Genomic DNA, 24,094 nt, shown 5'->3' with positions numbered 1-24,094 from the left:
AGGACGGTAAGAACGGCACCAGCCGCTGTCAACACCTCGGACAGAAAGAGCCCTGAAGACCCTGGTCGGCGCCAAATACACAGGTCAATGTTGTCGTCTTGACGCTAACCCTTGACGAGTCGAAACCGGACTCCTAGCCTCGCTGCCATGGCACAGCTTGAGCTGGAGGGTCATCGGATGCGATTTTCGATATTCCACAACCTCGGAGCGCCTGGGCGGCTCGACTCCTACGCCCATGTCATGGACGAGGCCCGCGAGTTCGCGATCGCCGCGGAGCGGGCCGGTTTCTGGTCCACCTGGTACACGGAGCACCACTTCGGGCACGAGGCGATCGAGATCACCCCGAACCCGGTCCTCATGGGCGCGGACATCGCCGCCCGCACCGAGCGCATCAGGATCGGCCAGGCCGCGAGCATCGCCACCTTCTGGCATCCGCTGCGGCTCGCCGAGGACATCGCCATGCTCGACCAGCTGTCCGGCGGCCGGGTCGAGGTGGGCCTCGGGCGCGGCCTGTACGGACGGGAGGCGCTCAACCTCAACGCCCTGGCCGACCCGCGCGACCAGGAGCGGAACCGCGCGCTGTACGAGGAGACCGTGGAGATCCTGCGCAAGGCGTGGAGCGGCGAGTTTTTCTCCCACAAAGGACAGTTTTACGAGTTTCCTGCCCCCGGTGTGAAGTGGAACCACCCGCTCTCCCCCGCCACCCCCGAGTACACCGAGGCCGGGGTGATCACCAAGATGCAGGTCACGCCGTTCCCGCTACAGCGCCCGCACCCGCCCCTGTGGCAGGTCATCGACAGCCCCCGCTCGATCCAGGCGGCCGCGGCCGAGGGCGTCCAGGGCATGTTCTGGCTGCCGCCGGTCTCCGCGCTCAAGGAGCGCTTCGAGCTCTACCGCGCCACCGCCAGCCGGGCCTCGGGCCGCGAGTACGCGCTCGGCGAGGGCATCGGCCTGGTCCGCGACGTCTATGTCGCGGACACCATGGAACAGGCCCGTGCCGACTTCGAGGAGTCGCTGATGACCACCTACCGGTGGATCATGCACTGGCGGGGCCTGGCCAACCTGATGGAGGCGGGCGAGGAACTCACCGACGCCCACGAGCTGTCCTTCGACTTTCTGCACGGGCGCAACCTGCTGGTCGGCACCCCGGAGTACGTCACGGAGAAGATCGCCGAGCTGCGTGACGAGGTGGGTCTGGAGCATCTGCTGCTGTGGACCACCCACCCCGGCCTGGAGCACCGCAAGGCGATGCGCAGCCTGGAGCTGTTCGCGGAGAAGGTCATGCCGGAGTTCACCTCATGAGTGCCGCGAACGGCCTGGCCGGGCTGCGGAAGGTGGTGACCGTGACCGACGAGCTGCTGCTGGAGCTCGGCCGCCCGGTGGCCGTGCCGGTGCGCCGGGCCGCCGCGGCCGCGGTGATCCGCAACCCCTGGGCCGGGCGCGGCTTCGTCGCCGATCTACAGCCCGAGGTCGAGGCGATCGCGCCGGGGCTGGCGCGGCTGCTCACCGACCGGGTGATCGAGGCGCTGGGCGGGGTCGGGCGCGTCGAGTCCTTCGGCAAGGCCGCGATCGTGGGGCTGGACGGGGAGATCGAGCACGGCGGCGCGCTGATCCACACGCCGTTCTTCGGCAATGTCCTCCGCGAGCTGACCGAGGGCACCTCGATCATCGTCTTCAGCGACGACCGGTTCCCGGCCGGCGAGCCGCTGACCGTACCGCTGTGGCACAAGACCGCGGCCGCGACCCGCTCGCACTACCAGACCTGCCATATCCGGGTCCCCGACGCGCCCCGGCCGGACGAGATCGTCGTCGTCGCGGCCGGCGCGTCCGGCCCCCGTCCGAACGCGCGGATCGGGGACCGCGCCACCGACCCCCTCGTACGCCTCGCCGATCTGGAGACCGCCCCGTGAACATCCGCAAGATCATCACCTTCACCGAGGACATCCACACCGAAGGCGGCCGCCCGGTCGACCCGCCGGCCCGTACCGCGGTGGTGCTCGCCGTGATCGAGAACCCCTGGGCCGGGCAGGGCTATGTCGCGGATCTGCTGCCCGGGATCGACGAGGTCGCCCCGAAACTCGGCGAGCTGCTGGCCCCCCGGGTGGTCGAGGCGCTGGGCGCGCCGGTGGAGGCGTACGGCAAGGCCGCCGTCGTGGGCCTGGACGGGGAGGTCGAGCACGGCTCCGGGCTGATCCACACGCTCAAGTTCGGCGACCACTTCCGCCGGGCCGCGCAGGCCACCACGCTGCTGCCGGCGGTGGAGAAGCGGGCCGCGGCGGGCACCGTCTTCGACATACCGCTCAAGCACATCACCGACGCGACCGTCCGCTCGCACCACCAGAGCATCGAGGCCCGGGTGCCGGACGGGCCGCGCGCCGACGAGATCGTGATCGGTCTGGCGGCCGCCGCCCAGGGGCGTCCGCAGGCCCGGCTGGCCCCGCTGTCGACGGAACGGTGAGGGACGCCGTGAGCGACATGGGCACGGCACGGGCTCTCGATCGCGGGTCCGGGGCCGGCGGCCTCGACCGGCCGCCCCGGGCACAAGCCCTCGCCTCGGTCGCGCTGAGCCACGAGACGCACGGCGAGGGCCCCGGCCTGATGCTGCTGCACGGCGTCGGGCTCGACCGCCACCTGTGGGACCGCTGCCTGCCCCGGCTCGCGGCCCGGCACCGGGTGACCCTGGTCGATCTGCGCGGTCATGGCGCCTCCCCCGCCGCGGCCGCCGGGGTGTCCCTCGCCGAACTGGCCGCGGATGTCGCGGCGCTGCTGGACGGCCCCACGCACCTCGTCGGCTTCTCGCTCGGCGCCCTGGTGGCCCAGCAGCTCGGGCTGGCCCGGCCCGAGCTCGCCGCCTCGCTCACCCTCGTCAGCTCGGTCGCCGGGCGCACCGAGGAGGAGCGGGTGGCGGTGGCGCGGCGCAGGGAGCTGGCCGCCCGGGACTTCGGGGCGTCCGCGTGGGCGGCTGTCGACAGATGGTTCTCGCCCGGCTGGCGGGCCCAGGAGCCCGGCCTGGCGCAGGACGTGCTCGGCACCCTGCTGGCCAACGACCGGGCCTCCTATCTCGCCTGCTACGACGTGTTCGCGACCGCCGACGCCGGGCTGTGGCCGCTGCTGCCCCGGATCGGCGCCCCCACCCTCGCGGTGACCGGCGCGGACGACCCCGGCTCGACCCCGGAGATGTCGCGCCGACTGGCCGGGCGGATCCCCGGCGGCCGGGCGGTGATCGTGCCCGGAGCCCGCCATCTGCTGCCGCTGGAGTCCCCGGAAGGGCTCACCGACGTGATCCTCAGCCACACCGGACAGGAGTGTCACCGCCCATGAACCGCCTGCCGCGCCACGACCACTACATCGCGGGCGAGTGGACCGCCCCCGCCGACGGCGGCTACTTCCCGAGCCTCAACCCGGCCACCGCCGAGCCCTGGTACGAGGCGGCGAGCGGCACCGCCGCCGATGTGGACCGCGCGGTCGCCGCGGCCCGCACCGCCTTCGAGGACCCGCGCTGGCGCGATCTGAGCCAGACCGGGCGCGGGCGGCTGCTGCGCGCCCTGGCCGAGCTGATCGGCGAACACGCCGAGGAGCTGGCCCGTACCGAGACCCTCGACAACGGCAAGCTGCTGCGTGAGATGCGGGCCCAGATGGCCGGGCTGCCGGAGTACTTCCACTACTACGCCGGGCTGGCCGACAAGATCCACGGCGAGGTGATCCCCGGTGCGACCCGCACCCTGCTCAACTACACGCTGCGCGAACCGGTCGGCGTGGTCGGCGCCATCACTCCGTGGAACTCCCCGCTGCTGCTCACCGCCACCAAGCTCGCCCCGGCCCTCGCTGCCGGGAACACGGTGGTCGTCAAGCCCTCCGAGCACACCTCGGCCTCGCTGCTGGCGCTCGCGCCGCTCTTCGAGCGGGCAGGCTTCCCGCCCGGGGTGGTCAATGTGGTCACCGGCCTCGGCGCGGGCGCGGGCGCGCCGCTGACCGAGCACCCGGGCGTGGCGAAGGTGACGTTCACCGGTTCCACCGAGACCGGCCGCCGTATCGCCCGCACCTGCGCGGACCGGCTCATCCGCTGCACCCTGGAGCTCGGCGGGAAGTCGCCCAACATCATCTTCCCGGACGCAGACCTCGGCTCGGCGGCCATGGGTGTGATCGCCGGGATCTTCGCGGCCGCCGGCCAGACCTGTGTGGCGGGCAGCCGGGTGCTGGTGCACCGGGAGGTGTACGACGAGGTCCTGGAGCGGGTGACGGCGAGGGCGGCCACGATCCGGATCGGGGACCCGCTGGAGGAGACCACCGAACTGGGCCCGCTGGCCATCGCCGACCAGCTGGCGAAGGTCGAGTCGTATGTCGAGCTGGGGCAGGCCGAGGGCGGCAAGGTGGTGTGCGGCGGGCGGCGTCCCCAGGTGGACCTCGACGGGTACTTCTACTCCCCCACCGTCTTCACCGGCACCGACAACTCCATGCGCATCTGCCAGGAGGAGATCTTCGGGCCGGTCGCCACGGTGATGCCGTTCGGCTCCGAGGAGGAGGCGCTGGCGATCGCCAACGACTCCTCGTACGGCCTCGCGGCGGGCGTGTGGACCCGGGACGTCAACCGTGTCCACCGGATGGCCGCCCGGCTGGAGGCGGGCACGGTGTGGGCCAACACCTATCGCTCGATGTCGCCGATGTCGCCCCGGGCGGGCTTCAAGAGCAGCGGCGTGGGGACCGAGCACGGCACGGAGGTCATCCGGGAGTACACCCGGCTGAAGAGCGTGTGGATCAATACGAGCGAGGAGCCCGCGGGGGATCCCTTCATCCTGAGGTCATGAGCAGATGCGCTTGTCTTGCATGGCAGCGACCGGCGCGGGCTCACACCAGGGCCCGCGCCGGTTGACGGCGGGCGCTGCCCACATCTAGTGTCACGTACCATGCAACAACCCACAGGCAAGCGGCTTCAGCAGACCAGCATGCAGGCGAGGGTCGCCGAGGAGCTGCGGCAGATGATCATCAGCGGAGAGCTGCCGCCCCGCTCCAGCCTGTCCGAGATGGCGCTGTCCGAGACCTTCGGGGTCAGCCGCACGCCGATCCGCGAGGCGCTCAAGCAGCTTCAGATCGAGGGGTTGGTGGAGGTCCGGCCGCGGGTCGGGACCTTTGTGGCCGTGCCCTCCCGGCGCGAGCTGACCGAGCTGTTCCAGATGAAGGAACTGCTGGAGGGCGCCGCCGCCCGGCTGCTGGCCTTCCGGGGGAACGTGCCGGAGGTGGAGCTGCTGGAGGCCAATATGCGGGCGGCCGACACGGCGGTCCGGGACGGCGACGCCGAGGGGTACGCGGCGCTGGTCCACGAGTTCCACGACCTGATCGTCAAGGGCGCCGACAACAGCAAGCTGGAGGCGCACTACCGCACCCTGATGAACCAGCTGGCCTACGCCCGCCTGGTGCGCACCTCGCTGTCGCGGCCGGGGCGGCTCACCGAGTCGGACAGCGAGCACCACCGTGTGCTCAGCCTGATCCTGGCCAAGGACGGCGACGGCGCGGAGCGCGTGATGCGCGAGCACGTACGGCTGAGCCACCAGGCGCTGATGGCCGGCATGGACGAGCGGCAGAGCTGAACCGCGGCCGCTCGGCCCCACGGCCGCCCGGGCGCTACGGCGTCGAGGCGGCCAGGGCGTGGCTGATGCGTCGCGTCGCGTCGTAGAGCTCCCGGTACAGGGGGTACCGGCCGTCGTAGACCGCGCGCCAGGCCTCGTCCGGTTCGACGGTCGCGATGATCGGGTTCCAGCCGCCGGTGTCGGCGCCGAGGGCCCGGGCCGCGAGAGCCGCGTCGCCCAGGCAGGCGCCGATCGTCTCGGCCGGGATCTGCTGCGGCAGGCCGATCGCGGCGGAGACGATGGCCGTCCACAGGCTCCTGGCGCCGCCGCCCACCGCGACCAGGCGGTCGATACGGGCCCCGGCGTCGGCGAACGCCTCGAGGTTGTGGCGCACTCCGAACGCGGTGGCCTCGAGCGCCGCCCGGTACAGCTCCGCGCGCCCGTGGCCCAGCGTCAGCCCGATGACGGTGCCGCGCGCCCGCGGGTCGAACAGCGGGGTGCGCTCCCCGGCGAAGTACGGCAGCATCAGCAGCCCCCGTGAGCCGGGCGGCACCCGCTCGGCCTCGGCCAGCAGCGTGGCGAAGTCCGAGCCGGTGAGCTCCCGCAGCCAGTCGGTAAGGCTGCCGGAGGTCGCCATGCCCGCCGCGAGGCAGTAGCCGGCCGGGCGCACTCCGGTGGTGCCCCACAGCGCGGGGTGGCGCATCGGCCGCTCGCCCATGACGGTGAGGAACATGGTCGAGCCGTACATCACCATGGTGTCGCCGGGGGCCAGCGCGTCGACGCTCGCGGCCTCCGCCCAGGCGTCGATGGTGCCCGCGGTCACCGGCACCCCCTCGGGCAGCCCGGTCTCCGCGGCGGCGGCCGCGTGCACGGCACCCACCACCTCGCCGGGCCAGGCCAGCGCGGGGAGTTCGAGGCCGGGGGCGACCCGCTGGGCCCAGCTGTCGTTCCAGCGCCGGGCGTCGAGGTCGTACAGCGGATCGCACTGGCTGGCCGAGTGGTGATCCAGCACATACTCCCCCGTCAGCCGGTGCACCAGCAGGCTGGAGGCCATGAAGAACCGGCGGGTCGCCCGCCACACGTCCGGCTCGTGGCGGGCGAGCCAGCGCAGCTTCGGGCCGACCGCCTGGCTGGTGAGCGGGGAGCCGCCGCGCGCCAGGATCTCCTCCGCGCCGAGTTCGGCGGTCAGTTCGGCGATCTCGGCGGTGGCGCGGGTGTCGACCCCGTACAGGATCGCGGGGCGCAGCGGTCGGCCGGCCGCGTCGGCGGGCAGCAGACACGGGCCGATGCCGGAGACCCCGACCGCGGCCACCGCCCGCGCGGCCACGCCGTCGGCGCCGAGGAGCTCCCGGACGAGGGAGGTGAAGTCGGCCCACCACACGCTCTCGGCGTCATGTTCGAACCAGCCGGGGCGGGGGGTCGCGGTGCGGTGCGGGCGCGTGGCGCGGGCGAGCACCCGGCCGTCGGCGCACACGGCCACGCCTTTGGAGGATCCGGTGCCGATGTCGACACCGAGGAACACCGGTTGGCTCATCGCGGGTACCCGCCGCGTTCGATGCCCATCATGCGCTCGTCGGCCTCCTCGTCACAGGTACACGGTAGCCGCCGCCACCCTGGGACAGCCGCTCAGCGCAGTACGGCCGCCAGCAGGTCGGCGCCCAGCGCCGTCAGATCGGGCAGATTGAGGGAGTAGCGGACGTAGCGACCCTGCCGCCGGGCCGTGAGCAGACCCGCGCGGCGCAGGGCAGCGAGGTGGCGGGACACCTCCGGGGGTGAGAGCTCCCAGGCATGGGCCAGCTCGCGGGTGGTGTGCGGGCCGCGGGCCAGGGTGCGCAGCAGCCGCAGCCGTACCGGATGTGCGAGTGCCTCCAGCCGTAGAGTGACCGTTTCCAGCGATACCGGCTCTGATGGACTCGGCTCGGCCACGGGGTACTGCACCACCGGCTGCCACCCGGACGTGTGGACGGCCACCAGGTGCGGGCTGCCGAAGACACTGGGGATGAAGGTGACCCCGGTGCCATGGGCGGCGGTCGCCTTGTCCTGGAGCTTGTCCACGATGATGCAGTCGCCGTCCGGCGCCAGGGTGACCGCGCCCGAGACCGATGCGAGCGCCGCCCCGATGCCCTGACGCTTGAGCAGGTCGTTCTTCAGCCGCAGGTCGGTGGCGAGCCGCACGGCGGCGCCCGTCCAGGCGGCATCGAAGAAGGCCTCGGCGCACTGTTCGAGGGTGTGGCGCAATCGCGCCCGCACCACGGCCGGGTCCGCGAGCAGCCGTTCCGCGAAGGCCTCTTGCCGCGCGCCGCGGGCCTGGGCCAGGTCCAGCGCCCGCTCGCGCGCCGTCACGTCCGCGAGCGGCGACCGCGTGGCGAAGTGGACCCGGTTGCTGCCGCACGTGGTGACGAGCGCGGCGGTCACATACGTCTCGTCGTCGATCCGGTCCACGTCGTCCAACTCCTCGGCGAGGGTCAACCGAGGTCGGCCGGGGATCAGAAAGTCGGCTTGTGAGGAACGCCAGAGGAACTCCGCTTCCCGCAACCGCTCGGCCAACTCCGGCCGCAGCCCGGCCCAGACGTCCCCGGCCCAGCCGGCGAGCTGCGGATGATGCCCGGGTTCGGCCAGCACATGCAGCATCGCGGTCAGCTCGGCCAGTGGCGAGGCGGCGAACCGCAGCCGCTCGGACGGCGGACCGCTGATGTCGATGCGAAGCGTCATCCACTCATCATCCCTGGCCAGATGGTCGACGACGGCGTCGGTTGGCAGTATCCGTCAATCGGCGTGCCCCGCGCGGTGGCCGGACGCAGCTTGGGCGCCATGGCAACCACCACCAAGATCAAGCCCCGTGCCCTCGTCCGGGCCTCGGGAGGCCCCCGCTATGCCGTCGCCCTGGCCGTGGACGCGCTCGGCACCGGTCTGCTGCGGCCCTTTCTGCTGCTCTACGGAGTGACGGTGCTGAGTCTGTCCGCGACCGTCACCGGCGTTGCCATGACGGTGGGCATCGTCGCGGGTCTGATGTGCGTGCCCGCGCTGGGCCGATGGCTGGACCGGGGCGCGCGGAGCGCGGCCGTGGCGGCGTCGATGCTGGTGCGGGTGGTGGGCGTGGCCCTGTTGCTGGCAGCCCCGGCGGGGCATGTCTCGCTGTTCGTGGCGGCGGCGCTCTTCCTCGGCATCGGCAACCAGGCATGGCCGGCCGCCCACGCCGCTCTCGTGGCCACGGTCGCCCACGGCCGGGAACGCGACGCGGCCCTCGCGGCCGGCCGTGCCCTGCGCAACGCCGGCATGGGCGTCGGCGCACTCGTCGCCACCGCCTGCCTGGCGGGCGGCACGACCGCTTTTCGGGCGCTGGCAGCCGTCACCGGACTCACCTACCTGGTCGCGGCGGCCCTGGTGTGGTCGGTCCATGTGCACGCGCATACGGCCGCCGACTCCACCGAGGACAGGGGCAGGGGCGACGAGCCCGCGCCCCGGACCCGCACACTGCTGATCGCCAACGTGGTCTACGTCTTCTGCCTCAACGTCCCCGAAATCGCGCTTCCGCTGGTCCTGGTGACACAGTTGCACGCGTCCCCGGTGTGGTCGGCCGTCATCTTCGTGGCCAACACGGTGCTGGTGGTCATCCTCCAGGTTCCGGTCACCGTCATGATGGCCCGGTTCTCCCAGCGGACCGCGCTCGCCCTGGCCGGCGTGGTGCTCAGCGCGTCCTACCTCGGCTTCCTCGCGGCCACCTCGCTGGGGCACGGCTGGGGCGCCCCGGCCGTCGCCGCGGTGTCCGTGGTCTGCACCCTCGGCGAGATCGTCTACGCGGGCAGCGCCACGGCACTCGTGACCCATCTCGCCCCGGCGCATGTCCTGGGACGGGCCCTCGCCCGCTTCCAGCTCTCCACGGGGTTCGGCCTCGCCGTCTCCCCAGCGGTCATCACCACTCTCGCGGCCCGGGGCCCGGCTGCCCTCTGGGGCGGTCTGGCCGCGGCGACGCTCGTCTCCGCCTCCGCCGTTGCCACCGAGAAGGATCAGGGAGCGCCGCTCAGCGGTTACCGCCGCAAGGCGCGAGCAGTCTCATGAACTCGGCAGTCGTCTCCGGGCGCCCGGCCGTAGGAGAGCCGGGGCGGAGGCGGTTTACCGCCCGACGGCCCGGGAAGGCGAAACCCGTGCTTCGGACCGGAGGCACGCCCCGCGGGAGCAGTGTGTCCGCTCAGGGTACGGCCCGGTCCCGGGCCTCCTCCCGCGACACGGCGTCCTCCGCCCCTGGAACCGTCAGCCGAACCGCAGGAGGTGTGTCCCATGACGACCGCTGTGCAGCACAAGGCCCGCCCGTCGGCCCACCCCCACGACGACGCCCCCGACACCTCTGCCGAATTCACGAGAATCGCCGAACTCCCGGACGGACCGGAGCGGGAGGCCCTGCGTCAGCGGGTGGTGGAAGCCTGGATGCCGATGGCCGAGCGGCTGGCCGGCCAGTACCGCAACCGCGGCGAGGCGCTGGAGGACCTGCGCCAGGTGGCCGCCCTGGGCCTGGTGAAGGCCGTCAACCGCTTCGACCCGGGGCGCGGTTCGGCCTTCGAGAGCTTCGCGGTGCCGACCGTCGTCGGCGAGATCAAGCGCCACTTCCGCGACCACCTGTGGGGGCTGCACGTCCCGCGCCGGGTCCAGGAGTTGCGCAACCAGGTGCGGGCCGCCCATCGCGAGCTGTGCCACTCGCTGGACGACCACGCGCCCGACGTCCGGGAGATCGCCGAGCGCACCGGCCTCTGCGAACAGGACGTACGCATCGGAGTGGAGGCCCTGGACAGCTTCACCCCGCTCTCGCTGGACGCGCCGCTGACCGGTGCCGACGACGGCTACGCCCTGCTGGACACCCTCGGCGAGCGGGAGCCCGCCTATGACCGGGTGGTGGACCGGGAGGCCGTGCGGCCGGGGCTGGTCCGGCTCCCCGAGCGGGAGCGGCGGATCCTCTACATGCGCTTCTTCTGCGACATGACGCAAAGACATATCGCAGAGCAGTTGGGCATCTCCCAGATGCATGTCTCCCGGCTGCTCAGCCGCACCTGCTCCCGCCTGTGCGAGCAGGCCATGGCCGAAACGGGCCCGATGGCGGGCCCGCGCTGAGACCGGGGATCCCGGCGCCCGGCCCCGACCGGGCGTCAGGATCCCCTCGGCGTACGGCTAGTGGGACTGCACCCACCAGGTCATCAGGCCGATGACCGCCGTACCGCACGCATACGAGGCACCGCGCACGAAATTCGCCACCGCGAGCCGGCCATAGCGGCGCCACCGTCCGGTGGAGCGACTGGGCGCCGGGGGACGATCCTGCGTAGACAGCATGTGGAGCCCCTTTCGTGAGCGTACGGACACCAGCGGGTCCACGCTGGGAGCCCGTCGGCGCCGGGCGTCACCGGGCCGCTGGCTGCGGGCTCCTTTGCGCTGCCCATAGCATACAAGATTGTGATCTTGTGAAACCCGCAGGACCCGCCGGGAATTCGCTCTAGCTCACACGCTTCGCCGCCACCGTCCGGGTCGCGGTGTTCCAGCCCGAGACCCGGACGGACGGCGAGGAGCCGCCCAGGTCGGCCGCGCGGTAGGTGGCGGTGAGCGTCGTGGACTCCCCCGGCCACAGGCTGACCTGATTGTCCGACCAGCGCACGGGCAGGACGGGCGCGCCCGCGCCGGTCACCAGGTGGGCGTCCACCATCAGGGCCGGGGTCCGGCCGCTGGAGGTGTTGCGCAGGGTCACGGTCGTGGTGGCGGTCCCGTCGGGCCCGGTGGTGGTGGCCGCGGTGGCGGACACCGGGGCCTGGTCCATCCGACTGAGCCCGGTGAGGTCGGCGTAGGAGGTGGTCGGGGTGTAGTACCAGTCGGTGTTGTCCCAGTCGAGCACGTCCGGCTCGGTGGACAGCCAGTAGACGTTGCGGCTGACCTCGTTGCCCGCGCCGTCGGTGAGGACGAGCTTGGCCAGGTAGGTGCCCGACACTCCACTGACGTCGGCGGGCACGGTCAGCGCGGTGGTCTTGCCCCCGTCGGCCGGGGCGGTGACACCGGTGGCGGTCTTGTCGTACTTGGGCGCGCCCTTGGTGTCGTAGAGGCTCACCCGCGCGGTGAGTCCGGTGGCCGCCTCGTGCCGGTTGTTGACCACGACCACCTCCCGCGAGTCGTACGAGTACTGGATGTGCAGCGGTTCGTTCGCCTTCTTGGCTCCGAAGTAGGCCCCGCCCTGGTCGAGGTAGCGGTCGAAGAGCTGCCAGTGCAGGGAGGTCCAGCCGCTGTTCAGCATCCAGTAGACGACGCCGGTGGCCGGCTTGGAGGTGTCGGAGAAGTTCCGGCCGTACGCCTCGTACTGGGCGCGCACCGCCTCGTACTGCGCGAGCTGCGCCTTGCGCACATAGTCCTCGAGGCCGGTCGGCGGGCCGTAGCGGCCGTTGAGTGCGTTGCCGAAGAGCTTCAGGTCGCCGAAGGTGTTCGACGGCGAGCGGTGGTACTGCTTGGCCTTCGGGTCCTTCCACAGCGTTTCCAGCTCGCTCGGGGACATCATCCGCCGGAGCGTGTCGAGGGTCGGGATGTCGGGCCCGGCGCTGGTCTCGGAGTTGAAACCGGTCGCGCCGCCCTCGCGCTTGGCGTACCAGTAGTTCGGGGGCACCCAGTCGTAGGGGCCGGTCATCTTCATCCCGGACTTGCCGAGGACCGGGGAGGACTTCGCGGAGGCGGCGGGGATCACCGGGTTGGGCCAGTCCGCGGCCTTCAGGGCATCGAGGTAGTTCTTCTCGATGGTCGCGTCGGGGGCGAAGTCGCTGCCGATGAGGAAGGAGATGACGCTGGGGTGGTCGCGCAGCCGCGCGGCCTCGGCGGCCATGGAGTCCTTGGCCACCACATAGTCGGCCGCGGTCCACTTGTCGCCCGTCTCATCCCCGTTGACCTGGCCCTCCCACTTGTCGCAGCACTCCCACCCGGGGAGGGTGAGGATGCCGTAGCGGTCGGTGAGGTCGAAGAACTCGTCCGGTTCGATGTGGCCTTCGAGACGGATGGTGTTCAGGCCGAGGTCGAGGGCGTACTTCAGCCGGTCCTCGACATAGCGGGCGTCCCAGCGCAGGAACACGTCCGGGGACCAGCCGCCCGCCTTGATCAGCAGCGGGCGGCCGTTGACGGAGTACCGGCGGGCGCCGTCCGCGTTCAGCGGGGCCTTGACGTCCCGGATGCCGAAGGTCTGGTGAGCGGTATCGGAGGCAGTGCCCGAGACGGTGGCGGTCAGGTCGAGGTCGTACAGCGGCTGGCCGCCCATCCCGGCCGGCCACCACACCCGGGGCCGGTCCAGGCGCAGTTGCGGATAGGCGGAGGGCGTGAAGGTGACGGTCTTCTTCTCGTGTGCGGCCAGCGCCACGGTCTGGCTGAAGGACACCGGGCCGACGGTCCCGGAGACGGTGGCGGTGACGGGCGCGCCGGAGTCGTTGCGGGCCTCGGCCTTGACGGTCAGTTCGGCGGAGGACAGCGAGGGGACGGCCAGCGCGGTGGTCACATGCGCCCCGCGCAGGGCCACCGGGCCGCCGCGGCGCACCAGGACATCGCGGACCAGCCCCATGTTCTCGTCGGGCGGGGGCTGCAACCAGTCGATCCAGCCCATGGTGAGGTTCTTGCGCGGGTCGTTGGGCTCCACCTTGAAGGCCACCGTGTTGGTGCCGGCCGTGACCAGGTCGGTGATGTCCAGTTCATGGCGGGTGTACGCGCCGGCGACCTGGTCCTTGGTGGCGATCCGCTCGCCGTTGACGTACACGTCGGCGGCGGAGACGACCCCGCTGAAGTCCAGGTAGGTGCGGGAGCCGGGGTCGGTGACGGTGAAGTCGGAGCGGTACCACCAGGGGACGGCGAAGTCGGCGGCCGGGATTTTCTTGAGGTTGGTCGAGTAGAACGGATCCGGGTACGCGCCCTTGGCCAGCAGGCCCGCGAGCACCGTCGACCGGGGCGCCATGGCGTACCAGCCGGTGGCGGGGTAGCCGGGCGAGGAGACGGCGGCGGGGGTGTCGGTGACCTTCGCCGAGGACTGCACGGCGAACCCGGCCAGGGCGGCGGCCGTGCCCGCGGCGTCCCCCACCCGGGTGACCGGCGGCGGGGCCTGGCCGACGGCCGTCGGCGTACGGGGCGGCGGGGCGGCCCCGGCCGGGAGGGAGAGCGCCAGGAGCAGACCGCCGACGGCGAACGCGGTGGTCAGGACGGAGCGCACGCGGGCTGTCGCCCGCCGCCGGGGTGGTGCCGGGCGGAGGAACACGGAGGTCTCCCTGAGAGGCCGGGCGTTGGTTAGGCAACTTTCCTAACAGTCTTTGGACGCTAGAGACGTGAATGCGACATGTCAACACCCGGCTCCGCCGCGTGGCGGGAGCAGTGCCCCCGTACGGCGGAACCGCGCCGATGAGACAGGGCCTGTGGCCGGGGAGCGCGCTCAGGCGTGCCAGCGCAGGACCGCGCCGAGGCCCCCCGCCGGGCCGGCCATGCCCTCGGGCACCAGCAGCACCTCGGTGTCCGCCGCCGCGGCCGCGCGCACCAGCGCGTCGTCCGCGCGCGCCGGCTCGGGCGCCGCGACACCCAGCGCGCGGGCCTGGGCGCGCTGCACCGCCACCTGGTCGACGCCGGGGCCGACCCACACCTCGCGGCGGGCGTCCGCCCCCGTCTGCCCCAGCAACAGGGTCGCCGCCTGATGGCTGCGTACCGCCTCCACCACCGCAGGCATCCCTTCCGCGGCCCCACCGGGCGCCGAACCGTCGTGGGCGCCACCCGCACCCGGCTCGCCCGGGCGGCCCCGCGCGGCGCGGAACAGGTCGAGGACATCCTCCAGGTGGGAGCGGACGTACTCCTCGCGGACCCGGTCGATCTCCGCTTCGAGCTGCTCCCGGGAGCTGCCCGCGGCCCTGCTGCCGTGCTGCGCCTCCACCGTGCGGGCGCGCAGCGGCTCGGGCAGCCGGTCGTGCACGGCCCTGCGCTCGCGCGGATCGCCGGCCAGGACCAGCAGCCGCGCATCGCTGTCCGGCCACCGCCGCGCGAGCTCGTCGGCGACCAGATCGGCGGTCTGGTCCCAGGTGTTCTCGACCCGGTTGCGGTAGTGCCACTCGTAGCGGTCGGCGGGTACGGAGCGGTGTCCGCGGGTCGGCGGCGGGCTGCCGCTCGCCCGGCCGACGGGGCGGGGCCCGGCGTCGTCGAGCAGTTCGAGGTCGGCTCCGGAGCGGTCGACACGGGCCACCAGACACGGGGGACACTCGCCGCGCAGGGACGCCAGCGGCGCGACCCGGGGAAGCGTCGACCAGGAGGTGGCCACATCGGGCGGCGATGCGGCCAGCGGAAGGTCGAGGACCACCTCCCCGCCCTCCGCGAACAGCGCCCGCCCGGCCGACGGCCTGGCCATCCGCTCGCCCGCCAGCCGCTCGACCAGCGCCTCGCGGGTGGGGGCGTCGGCGCCCTGCCGGGCGAGCTGGTCGCAGACGAACCGCTCCCGCAGCCTGCGCCGCCTGGGCGCGTCCTCGGTCGCGCGCGAGGTGTCCAGATAGACACAGGCCCAGGGACCCGGGCGCTCGAACAGCGGCTTCAGGAATCCAACATCCATGATCTCCCCCATCCCGGGGAAACGCGCGAGAGCCGGGGCGCACCCGGGGGAATCCGGGGCGCCGCCCCGTTCCTGACCCCAGGATCCCTCCACCGGTCCACGAGCGCCAGGCACGCCCGGCCGCGCCATCGACGGCGTGTCCCGCCTAGACTTGACGGTGTGACTCGCTCCAACGAGGAGGTCGAGGCGCTGCTCCGCGAGTACGCGGACCTCCTTCTGATCACCGGCGGGGACGCGTTCAAGGCGCGCGCCTACGAGAAGGCCGCCCGCGCGATCGGCGGCTTCCCCCGCGATGTCTCCGAGCTCGACGCGAAGGGCCTGCGCGAGATCCCCGGGGTGGGCAAGTCGATCGCCGACAAGGTCGTGGAGTATCTGCGCACCGGCAGCGTGCCGGCCGTCGACGAGGCGCGCGCCGCGATCCCGGCGGGGGTGCGGCAGCTGACCGCCATCCCGGCGCTCGGGCCGAAGAAGGCCATGGTGCTGTACGAGGAGTTGCACATCGCGTCGATCGACGAGCTCTCCGACGCGATCCACGGACACAAGCTGCGCGATCTGAAGGGCTTCGGCCCGAAGACGGAGGAGAACATCCGCCACGGCATCGCCCTCATGCAGGCAGCCGGCGATCGGGTGCCGCTGAACGTGGCCATGGGCGTGGCCGATGAGATCGTGGCCGAGCTGTCGCGGGTGACCGGCTGTGAGGGCTGCGAGTACGCGGGGTCGCTGCGGCGGATGAAGGAGACCGTCGGCGACATCGACATCCTGGTCGCGGCCGACGAATCGGTCCCGTTCATGGAGGCGTTCGCCCACCTGCCGTACACCGCCGAGGTCATCGCGCGCGGGGAGAAGAAGACCTCGATCCGCACCACCAAGGGGCTCCAGGTCGATCTGCGGGTGCTGCCCCTCGACTCCTGGGGTGCGGGGCTCGTGTACTTCACCGGATCCAAGGCGCACAACATCCGGATCCGCGCGATCGCGATGCGCCACGGCCTCAAGCTCTCCGAGTACGGCCTGTTCGACTCCAGGAGCGGGGAGAGAGTCGCCTCCCGCAGTGAGGAGGACGTGTACGCCAGGCTCGGCATGGACTGGATCCCGCCGACGCTGCGCGAGGACCGCGGCGAGGTCGAGGCGGCCTTGAACGGGCACCTCCCCGAGCTGGTGACGGAGTCCGATCTGCGCGGCGATCTGCACACCCACACCAACCTCACCGACGGCCTCGAATCGCTGGAGGAGATGATCGCGGCGGCGCGGCGGCGCGGATACGCGTACTACGCCGTCACCGACCACGCCCCGAAGCTGTACATGCAGCAGATGACCGACGAGAAGATCCTGGACCAGCGCGAGCAGATCCGGGACCTGGACCGGGGGCGGCGCGGGATGCGGCTGCTGCACGGCGTGGAGCTCAACATCGACGTCCAGGGAGACGTGGACTGGCCCGACGAGTTCCTCGAGGGTTTCGACCTGTGCGTGGCGTCGGTGCACACGCAGTTCGGCCTGGGGCGGGACGAGATGACCCGGCGGCTCCTGCGGGCATGCGAGAACCCGAACGTCAGCATCATCGGCCATCCGACCACCCGGCTGATCGGGAAGCGGCCGGGCATCGACGCCGATCTGGACGCGGTGTTCGCCGCGTGTGCCCGCACCGGCACCGCGCTGGAGATCAACGCGCACCCCGACCGGCTGGACCTGTCGGACGAGAACATCCTGCGGGCCAAGGAACACGGCGCGAAGTTCGCGGTCGACAGCGACGCGCACTCCACCCTCGACATCGCCGCCCTGCGCTATGGGGTGGGGACGGCGCAGCGCGGCTGGCTGACCGCCGACGATGTGATCAACACATGGCCGCTGGCCCGGCTGCGGCGTTTTCTGCGCAAGGAGGGACACAGCTGAGCACCTCCGAACGCCCTGAACGCCCTGAACGCTCTGAACACCGCGCACAACCCGAGCACCCCGAACACCCCGCTCATCAGGCGCCCGGGGCCGGCACGCTGCGCGAGCTGGACCAGCGGGTCAGCGGCTGCCGCGCCTGCCCGCGCCTGGTGGGGTGGCGCGAGGAGGCCGCCCGTATCAAGCGCCCGGCCTACCGCGAGTGGGACTACTGGGCCCGCCCGGTGCCGGGGTTCGGACCGGACGACGCCGCGCTGGCCATCGTCGGTCTGGCCCCCGCCGCGCACGGCGGCAACCGCACCGGCCGGATGTTCACCGGCGACCGCTCCGGGGACTTCCTGTACGCGGCGCTGTACGCCGTCGGCCTGGCCAATCAGCCGACGGCGACCCATCGGGGCGACGGCCTGGAACTGCGCGGCGTCCGGGTCACCGCGCCCGTGCACTGCGCACCGCCGGCCAACCGGCCCACAGCCTCGGAGCGCGACACCTGCCGCCCTTGGCTGGTGCGCGAACTGGGGCTGCTGCGACCGACATTGCGCTCGGTGGTGGTGCTGGGGGCGTTCGGCTGGCAGGCGGCGCTGCCCGCGTTCGCCGTGGCCGGCTGGGAGGTGCCCCGCCCGCGCCCGGCGTTCGCACACGGCGCGCGCGTCACACTGCGGGATGTGGAGGCGGGGGCGCCGCTGCGGGTGTTCGGCTGCTACCACGTCAGTCAGCAGAACACCTTCACCGGGCGGCTGACCCCGGCGATGCTGCGGGAGGTGCTCCGCTCGGCGGCGGAGGCGGCCGGGCTGTGACCCGCGCCGACGAAGACGGGCCGCCGGCGCGGTGAAGCGCCGGCGGCCCGGTGGGGGGTGGTACGAGGTCCCAGGCACTGGGGCAGGTGGGCGCCCGGGACCTCGGTCAGGGGTGGCAGGAGGTGTCCTGCCCGGATCAGCCGTTACGTGTGGTTCGCGGCGTTGCCGTCTCCGGCCGCGCCGTTGTCGCCATTACCGGCGGCGCCGTTGTCGCCGTTGCCCGCCGCGCCACCTTCGTCCGCGCCGCCCTCGGCTCCCTGGCCGACGCCGTCGCCGGCGCCCGCGCCGTCACCCTGGCCGGCGCCATCTCCGGCGCCCTGGCCCGCATCGCCCTGGCCCGCACCATCGCCCTGGCCCGCGCCGTCACCCTGGCCCGCGCCGTCACCGGCACCGTCGCCCTGGCCCGCGCCGCCGCCACCGTTGTCGCCGCCGATGACGGCGCCCGTGGCCTGGAGCGCGGTGCTCACCGGCTGGAAGAACGTCTCGCCGCCCTGCGTGCAGTCGCCGCTGCCGCCGGAGGTCAGCCCCACGGCCGCGTCCTCGGCGAACATGGCGCCACCGCTGTCACCGGGCTCGGCGCACACATCGGTCTGGATCAGGCCGTTGACGATGTCGCCGTTGCCGTAGTTCACGGTGGCGTTCAGGCCGGTGACGGTGCCGTCGCTGAGGCCCGTGGTGCTGCCGGAGCGCTGCACCGGCAGCCCGACGCTCGCCTCGGCGACCCGGGTGATCTCCTGGGTGGTGCCGTCCTGGAGGTCCACCGTGCTGGGCGCCTGGGTGTTCGGGTCGTCGTACGTCACCAGGGCGAAGTCGCTCACCGGGAACTGGGACTCGGCGGTGGTGCCCACCTGCTGGGCGCCCGCCTGGTCGGTGGCCCAGGTCTCCGCGATGTTGCCGCAGTGGCCCGCGGTGAGGAAGGCGGGCGCGCCGTCGACCGTGACATTGAAGCCCAGCGAGCAGCGGGCGCCGCCGCCGAAGATGGCGTCGCCGCCGTCCAGGGCACCGGCCTGCTCACCGGCGCCGCCCGCGCCGTCGCCGCCACCCTGGCCGTCACCGGCACCCTGGCCATCGCCCGCGCCCTGGCCGGCGCCGTCGTCGGCACCACCCTGGCCGGCTCCCTGGCCGGCGCCGTCGTCCGCGCCTCCCTGGCCCGCGCCGTCGTCCACGCCGCCTTGTCCGGCGCCCTGACCGGCACCGTCGTCTGCGCCTTGACCCTGGCCTTCGCCCGCGCCCTGGCCCTGGCCCTGGCCCGCGCCTCCGTCGGCGCCGGGTTGCTTCTCGTCGGTCCCGTCGAACTTCTTGAACTCGCCATTGGTTCGCTGAACGGTGGCCGTGCCCGCCAGGCCGTCCACGGCCTTGGTCAGCGTGGCCCACTTCGTACCCGTGACAGTTCTGTCGGCGGTGACCCGGACCTTGTTGGTCTTCGGGTCGATCGACCAGGCCGTGCCGGGGATCGAGGCGTTGTCGCTCAGCGTCTTGGTGGTGGCCTTGAGCTCCGCCATGCTGTTCTCGACGATCTTGGCCACAGCGCCCTTGGCCCGGACGTCGTTCGCCGCGTCCTCGTTCAGGACGTTCATCACCAGCTGCTTGGAGTCGCCCTGGTAGTACCACCCCGCCGCGTTGGTGCCCAGGTCAGAAGCGAGGCCCGTCGCGAGCTTCACGGCAGCCTGCGGCGAAAACGTCTTGGACTCGGCCGACTTGTCCGGGCTCGCGTTGGCGTTCGGAAGCAGAATGACCGCTCCCGCGAGGGCGGCCGCGGCGGCGCCGGCTATGACGACGGTCCGCTTGTTCACACGTCGGTGGCTCAACTCACTGACCTCCAGTAGGGGTGCGCCGGGGGGTGCTCGAGGAGTGTTCGTGGTTTCCTCTGCGTCCCTGCGCGGTGGTCACCCGGTCATACGGAGGTAGTGGTTCAGTGTTTTCAAGGCCACTCAAGGTGTGATGAAAACCGGGCGCGAGGCGCCCGGGATGAGTATGCTCCGCCGGTTCGGCCCCTCCCTCACTCCTTCGCCGTGGCCGCCGCCTGCTCGCTCAGCTCCCACACCTGCCCGAGCGCCATGTCGACCGAGGGCCCGGCCGGGGTGCCGCCCGTGGTCTCGAAGTGGTCGACGTAGTCGCCGATGAAGGCCTGCCAGCAGTCGGTTGGTTAGTTCCCCCTCTGGCGCCAGTTCCCGATCCGGCGGCTGCCACCGGTGGTTGACCGGATCCTGGTCGAGCGCGGCCATCGCGGCGGCGAAGTCCTCGCAGTCCACGAGGTGGAACAGATGGCGTCCGCTGCGCCAGATCCTCCAGTTGGTGATGCCCGCCCGGCCCAGCGCCTCCAGCAGATCCGCCGGAACCGTGGCGTGCACCTCTTCGTATCCGGCTTCCTGGCCCTCCTTGAGGACCGAGTGCAGTGCGACGCGCATGGCTTTCCCTCTCTCCTTGTCACATGTGCCGAAAGAGACCGGCAACTCACAGTGCTGACCGTGTGGATGGTATCGGCATGGGTATATCTCCTCGAACCTGTCCGAGCTCAAGGGGACGAAGGAAGATCATGAATGCAGCCGAGAACACTGGCGCGGACCTCCGGTCGGCGCCCACATTCATAGACCTCGTCATTCCGGAGAGGGTGAAGGAATCTCTCGGGGAGCAACTCGCAGGCCTGGGCGACCCGGCACAGGACATGGATCGGGCGATGGCTCTCTGCCATCAGATATTCGCGACCTTACCGATTGATCTCCTACAGAGCATCCTGGATTTCGGCAGGCATGCGGACACCCCCGGCGTCGCGCGAGTGGGCAACCTCCCCGTCGAACACGGACTTCCCGATACCCCCGACGACGGTGGGCCGTGCCGAACGAAGAGCACATACCTTTCGGAAGGAGTTCTCCTCGGGCTCAGTGGGATGCTGGGAGAGCCCGTCGAGTTCACCACCGAGAAAAATGGCCAACTGATTCACGATGTCATTCCGGTCGCGGACGGAGCTACGACACAGACGAATCGCAGTTCGACCGTTTTTCTCAACTTCCACAACGACATCGTGTACGACGAGGCCGGATCATACAATGCGAGCAATCCGGACTTCCTTGTCCTCAACTGCCTTCGCGCAGACCACGAGGGTGTTGCCGGAACCTACTACGCGGACGCCCGGGATGTCTGCCAGGCCCTGGACGCCTCCTCGCTCAAGCTGCTCACGGAGCCTCTCTTCAGGCTCAACGCTCCCGGGGGTTATGCGCGGCTGGTCGGCAAGAGCGAAACGCTCTCCGCCCCCGTGCCCATCATCAGCGGGCCCGAATGGTGCCCTGAAATCGCCTCCTCCGCCAATGGAGTTCATGCCCTTTCCCCTGAGGCCGAAGCAGCGCTGCGGCGGCTTCAGTCCGCCTGCCGGGAAGTCGCACACGAAGTCTTCCTGCGCCCCGGCCAGGCGCTGCTCATCAATAACCGGAAGGGCCTGCACGCCCGTTCCGAGTTCGAGCCGCGATACGACGGCCGCGATCGCTGGTTGCAGCGTACTTACATTCGCAGGAATCACTGGAGCATCCGCGACCGTGTTGTTTCCCGGACACGGAGGCTTCTCCGCCACGGTGGACAGGGAGGACGGAGGGCCGACTCCGGATGGGTGGCGCCCGTATGTGGCCGGGACCATCGACGTAACTGACGTACCCGTCGCACACGGTGCCATGACCCGGCCCGAAGCGCTCGCGGTCATCGGCCCGGTCCTGGCGGCGCGGCTTCGAACAGCGGTGTCGGCCTGAACAGGACGGCCGCACGACGGCGGAAGTCAGGGGACTTGTGATGCAGGAAGAGAGTGAGGGCATCATGCCGGAAGCGGTCCAGATCATCGGAATCGGCGGGTCCACCAGGGCGGACTCGACCGCGGAGAAGGCCTTGCGCATCGCCCTCGCCGAGGCTGTCCGCCGAGGCGCGCGAGTCAGGCTGATCAGTGGGCCCGACCTGGTGCTGCCGCTGTACGAGTACGCGGCGGCTGAACGGTCCGAACGGGCGAAAGCCCTCGTCGACGCCGTCTCGTCGGCAGATGGGCTGATGATCGCCACACCCGCCTACCACGGCTCGCTCTCGGGAATGGTGAAGAACGCGCTCGACTACATGGAGGAACTGCGCACGGACCGGCGGCCGTACTTCTCGGGGCGAGCCGTGGGCTGCATATCGGTCGCCGGCGGATGGCAGGCGGCGGCTTCGGCGGTCGCCGCGCTACGGACGACCGTTCACGCACTGCGCGGGTGGCCCACTCCGCTCGGGGTCACGATCAATACGGAGACCACGTCGTTCGACGCCGATGGCCGGGTGAACGATCCACGGGTGGCCGAACGCCTTGAACTGGTGGCCGAGCAAGTCGTCGAGTTCGCGTTGATGCGCCGGGCGTTGAGGTCACAACAGATGAAAGCACCCGCATTGCGGGACCTATCGACGTCAACCACGACCAGGGCGACGCGTTCCGGAAGGGCAGTGGACAACAAACTGCCAAAGCCCTTGACACCCCCGCGGGCCGCACTTTAGCTTTCGGGACGATGTTCAATAATACTGAACCATGACCAGAGTGTGACCATTTCAAATCTGGACGGGGGACAGCACATTGGGACGGGTGGACACGAAACCACAGCCCATCGTGGGATTAATCGGGCGCGCAATGTTTCGCGCGCCCCTCATGCACCGCAACGCTGAAGCCTTCTTCCGTATGCCGATTTGCCCGTCCATCCAACGCACCAGCCTCCCGATGTGAGGCAATGCCCATGGAAAGGGATGTCGTGAGCATATCCAAGAAGTCTCCTCAATTCGGGGACGTTCTTCGGGAGTATCGAATATCATGCGGAATGACACAGCAGGAACTGGCGGACTTCTCGACGCTCAGCGTGCGCGCCATCCGGGACCTCGAACGCGGGAAAGTGGCCAGGCCACGGAAGGAAACTCTGCGCCTTCTGGTGAATGCCCTGGATCTGCCCGCCGACGACCGTGAAAGGTTTGAGTCACTGCTGGTTTCGGCCCGCGGCAATCGATTTGGATCGGCCACCGCCAACCCCCGGCAGAGAAACTCCTCGGGGGGTGGCTCTCTCGAGGAAGTACCGGATGTGGTATTTGCATACCTGCCCGAGCGGGGCGCCGGGGCACCTGATGCACTCAATGGCGGAATCTATGCGGACGTGCTGAATTCCCTCGCCAAGAACTTAGGCCTGACAGGGCATCAAATGGCCATCGTGGTTCTCTCGCCGGACAGAGCGTGACCCTTTCTCTTTTTGGAAGTGCCCGCGACGGCGGCGGTATCCGCATACTGCCGCGTGACAGAGAGAACTGAATCAGTGGACAGCGAGACGAGTGCAGAAAAGACCGTGGCAGAAGTACCCCGACCGGCCGCCAAGGAGACGCGCCGGCTGGGCAGACCGGTCTACCCTCTCACCATCTGTCAATTCCTCTACTACGCGGGCGTCAGCGTCGACTTGACACTGACGGCCGTCGTCGGCCTCGAGATGGCGCCGGCGGCCGCCCTGGCGACGCTGCCACTCACCCTGATGACGGTGACCGGAACCATCGCTTCGTACGCGACCGGAATGCTTTCCGCGCGATACGGCCATCGAGCGGTCCTGGCGGTGGGCGCCTGTATCGCGGTGGCCGGTGGTCTGGTGTCCATGCTCGCCGTCCAGGCGGATTCATTCTTCACCTTGTGTGTCGGAACCGGCATGGTCGGCGTGTACCGGTCGACGGGCGGCTACTTCCGGTTCCTCGCGGCAGACCTGGTGCCCGAGGCATCCCGGGCCAGGGCGCTGAGCACGGTTCTGTGTGGTGGCGTGGCAGCGGCGATCGTCGGTCCGCTGGCCGCGACCGAGAGCAGCGGCATCATGGGCGCCCAGTTCGCCGGCTCCTACCTGCTGGTGTCGTGCCTGGCGTTCGCCGTGGTGCCTGTGATCCTCGCCGTGCGGCCCGCCTCGCCTCATACGACGGAGGCGGATCCCGACGTGGAGGAGGAGACGGCCCGGGCCACGCGCGTACGCGATGTCGTGCACACCAGCGACTTCCGCCGGGCCTTCTGCTTGCTGGCGGTGTCCACGGGCGTGATGACCATGCTGATGGCCGTCGGCCCGATCGGAAGCAAGCACGCCGGGCACTCCTTGTCCCAGGGCGCGATGGTCATCCAGTGGCACATGGTGGGGATGTTCGCCCCGGCCTTGTTCAGTGGCAGGCTGACCACGGCGTGGGGCCCTCGTTGGAGTGAGCCGGCCACCGCCTGAACCCGCCCGCCTCGACACCGCGACCCGCACGTACTCCCGACACCCACGGCCAGA

The 24,094-nt window shown here is 71.1% G+C and carries 20 protein-coding genes; 14 read left to right on the top strand and 6 right to left on the bottom strand.

Going from position 1 to position 24,094, the window contains the following annotated elements; all coding sequences use genetic code 11:
* Window positions 1–177 precede the first annotated feature (177 nt).
* From ACH4S9_RS41830 to ACH4S9_RS41805, 6 genes are all read left to right on the top strand, one after another.
* Window positions 178–1,302, top strand: coding sequence for an LLM class flavin-dependent oxidoreductase (locus ACH4S9_RS41830; protein ID WP_311722966.1), 1,125 nt, complete (start codon window positions 178–180; stop codon window positions 1,300–1,302).
* Window positions 1,299–1,910, top strand: coding sequence for an amino acid synthesis family protein (locus ACH4S9_RS41825; protein WP_358845669.1), 612 nt, complete (start codon window positions 1,299–1,301; stop codon window positions 1,908–1,910). The genes ACH4S9_RS41830 and ACH4S9_RS41825 overlap by 4 nt, the downstream gene beginning before the upstream one ends.
* Window positions 1,907–2,458, top strand: coding sequence for an amino acid synthesis family protein (locus tag ACH4S9_RS41820; RefSeq protein ID WP_385341958.1), 552 nt, complete (start codon window positions 1,907–1,909; stop codon window positions 2,456–2,458). The genes ACH4S9_RS41825 and ACH4S9_RS41820 overlap by 4 nt, the downstream gene beginning before the upstream one ends.
* Before the next feature lie 17 nt (window positions 2,459–2,475).
* A complete protein-coding gene (locus ACH4S9_RS41815) occupies window positions 2,476–3,321 on the top strand; it encodes an alpha/beta fold hydrolase (protein WP_398376952.1) in 846 nt (281 codons plus the stop codon).
* Complete coding sequence (locus tag ACH4S9_RS41810; RefSeq protein WP_361184810.1) at window positions 3,318–4,805, top strand: aldehyde dehydrogenase; 1,488 nt, start codon at window positions 3,318–3,320, stop codon at window positions 4,803–4,805. Before ACH4S9_RS41815 ends, ACH4S9_RS41810 begins: the two co-directional genes overlap by 4 nt.
* A 99-nt stretch (window positions 4,806–4,904) precedes the next feature.
* Entirely contained in the window at window positions 4,905–5,585 is a 681-nt protein-coding gene (locus ACH4S9_RS41805) for a GntR family transcriptional regulator (RefSeq protein ID WP_398376914.1), read from the top strand.
* 34 nt (window positions 5,586–5,619) lie between these two features.
* Here the strand turns inward: ACH4S9_RS41805 and ACH4S9_RS41800 are convergent, their stop codons facing one another.
* Together ACH4S9_RS41800 and ACH4S9_RS41795 are read right to left on the bottom strand one after the other, a co-directional pair.
* A complete protein-coding gene (locus ACH4S9_RS41800) occupies window positions 5,620–7,098 on the bottom strand; it encodes an FGGY-family carbohydrate kinase (protein WP_398376913.1) in 1,479 nt (492 codons plus the stop codon).
* A gap of 92 nt (window positions 7,099–7,190) precedes the next feature.
* On the bottom strand, window positions 7,191–8,276 hold the full coding sequence (locus tag ACH4S9_RS41795) for a DUF5937 family protein (protein WP_398376911.1): 1,086 nt from the start codon (window positions 8,274–8,276) through the stop codon (window positions 7,191–7,193).
* 99 nt (window positions 8,277–8,375) lie between these two features.
* Here ACH4S9_RS41795 and ACH4S9_RS41790 point away from each other — a divergent pair, with 99 nt between their 5' ends.
* Entirely contained in the window at window positions 8,376–9,623 is a 1,248-nt protein-coding gene (locus tag ACH4S9_RS41790; RefSeq protein WP_385341965.1) for an MFS transporter, read from the top strand.
* Window positions 9,624–9,842: 219 nt separating this feature from the next.
* Complete coding sequence (locus tag ACH4S9_RS41785) at window positions 9,843–10,667, top strand: SigB/SigF/SigG family RNA polymerase sigma factor (protein WP_398376910.1); 825 nt, start codon at window positions 9,843–9,845, stop codon at window positions 10,665–10,667.
* A gap of 376 nt (window positions 10,668–11,043) precedes the next feature.
* On the opposite strand, the gene ACH4S9_RS41780 is transcribed toward ACH4S9_RS41785, so the two are convergent.
* Both ACH4S9_RS41780 and ACH4S9_RS41775 read right to left on the bottom strand, forming a co-directional pair.
* The gene (locus ACH4S9_RS41780; RefSeq protein ID WP_398376908.1) at window positions 11,044–13,812 is read right to left on the bottom strand and encodes a glycosyl hydrolase 2 galactose-binding domain-containing protein; all 2,769 of its coding nucleotides are present in this window, start codon (window positions 13,810–13,812) and stop codon (window positions 11,044–11,046) included.
* A gap of 171 nt (window positions 13,813–13,983) precedes the next feature.
* The gene (locus ACH4S9_RS41775; RefSeq protein WP_311722977.1) at window positions 13,984–15,138 is read right to left on the bottom strand and encodes a Vms1/Ankzf1 family peptidyl-tRNA hydrolase; all 1,155 of its coding nucleotides are present in this window, start codon (window positions 15,136–15,138) and stop codon (window positions 13,984–13,986) included.
* Between the two features lie 159 nt (window positions 15,139–15,297).
* Between ACH4S9_RS41775 and polX the strand changes: the two genes are divergently transcribed.
* Both polX and ACH4S9_RS41765 read left to right on the top strand, forming a co-directional pair.
* The gene (polX, locus tag ACH4S9_RS41770) at window positions 15,298–17,025 is read left to right on the top strand and encodes a DNA polymerase/3'-5' exonuclease PolX (RefSeq protein ID WP_398376906.1); all 1,728 of its coding nucleotides are present in this window, start codon (window positions 15,298–15,300) and stop codon (window positions 17,023–17,025) included.
* Window positions 16,974–17,816 (top strand): uracil-DNA glycosylase, encoded by an 843-nt coding sequence (locus tag ACH4S9_RS41765; RefSeq protein WP_398376905.1) that lies wholly within the window; start codon window positions 16,974–16,976, stop codon window positions 17,814–17,816. Before polX ends, ACH4S9_RS41765 begins: the two co-directional genes overlap by 52 nt.
* Window positions 17,817–17,959: 143 nt before the next feature.
* On the opposite strand, the gene ACH4S9_RS41760 is transcribed toward ACH4S9_RS41765, so the two are convergent.
* The gene (locus ACH4S9_RS41760; protein WP_398376904.1) at window positions 17,960–19,609 is read right to left on the bottom strand and encodes a S1 family peptidase; all 1,650 of its coding nucleotides are present in this window, start codon (window positions 19,607–19,609) and stop codon (window positions 17,960–17,962) included.
* 138 nt (window positions 19,610–19,747) lie between these two features.
* Window positions 19,748–20,224: an L-rhamnose mutarotase gene (locus ACH4S9_RS41755; RefSeq protein ID WP_398376903.1), complete on the bottom strand. Its 477-nt coding sequence runs from the start codon at window positions 20,222–20,224 to the stop codon at window positions 19,748–19,750.
* Between the two features lie 128 nt (window positions 20,225–20,352).
* Between ACH4S9_RS41755 and ACH4S9_RS41750 the strand changes: the two genes are divergently transcribed.
* The 4 genes from ACH4S9_RS41750 (at window position 20,353) to ACH4S9_RS41735 (ending at window position 24,040) form a co-directional block, all read left to right on the top strand.
* A complete protein-coding gene (locus ACH4S9_RS41750; protein WP_398376902.1) occupies window positions 20,353–21,456 on the top strand; it encodes a TauD/TfdA family dioxygenase in 1,104 nt (367 codons plus the stop codon).
* A 137-nt stretch (window positions 21,457–21,593) separates the two neighbouring features.
* Window positions 21,594–22,316, top strand: a complete 723-nt coding sequence (locus ACH4S9_RS41745; protein WP_398376901.1) for an NADPH-dependent FMN reductase — start codon at window positions 21,594–21,596, stop codon at window positions 22,314–22,316.
* A 248-nt stretch (window positions 22,317–22,564) separates the two neighbouring features.
* A complete protein-coding gene (locus tag ACH4S9_RS41740) occupies window positions 22,565–23,038 on the top strand; it encodes a helix-turn-helix domain-containing protein (RefSeq protein WP_398376900.1) in 474 nt (157 codons plus the stop codon).
* Window positions 23,039–23,143: 105 nt separating this feature from the next.
* A complete protein-coding gene (locus ACH4S9_RS41735) occupies window positions 23,144–24,040 on the top strand; it encodes an MFS transporter (RefSeq protein ID WP_398376899.1) in 897 nt (298 codons plus the stop codon).
* Window positions 24,041–24,094 lie beyond the last annotated feature (54 nt).

Source organism: Streptomyces sp. NPDC021225, assembly GCF_044332865.1.
Lineage (GTDB): Bacteria > Actinomycetota > Actinomycetes > Streptomycetales > Streptomycetaceae > Streptomyces.
This window is presented reverse-complemented; position numbering and strand designations above follow the sequence as displayed.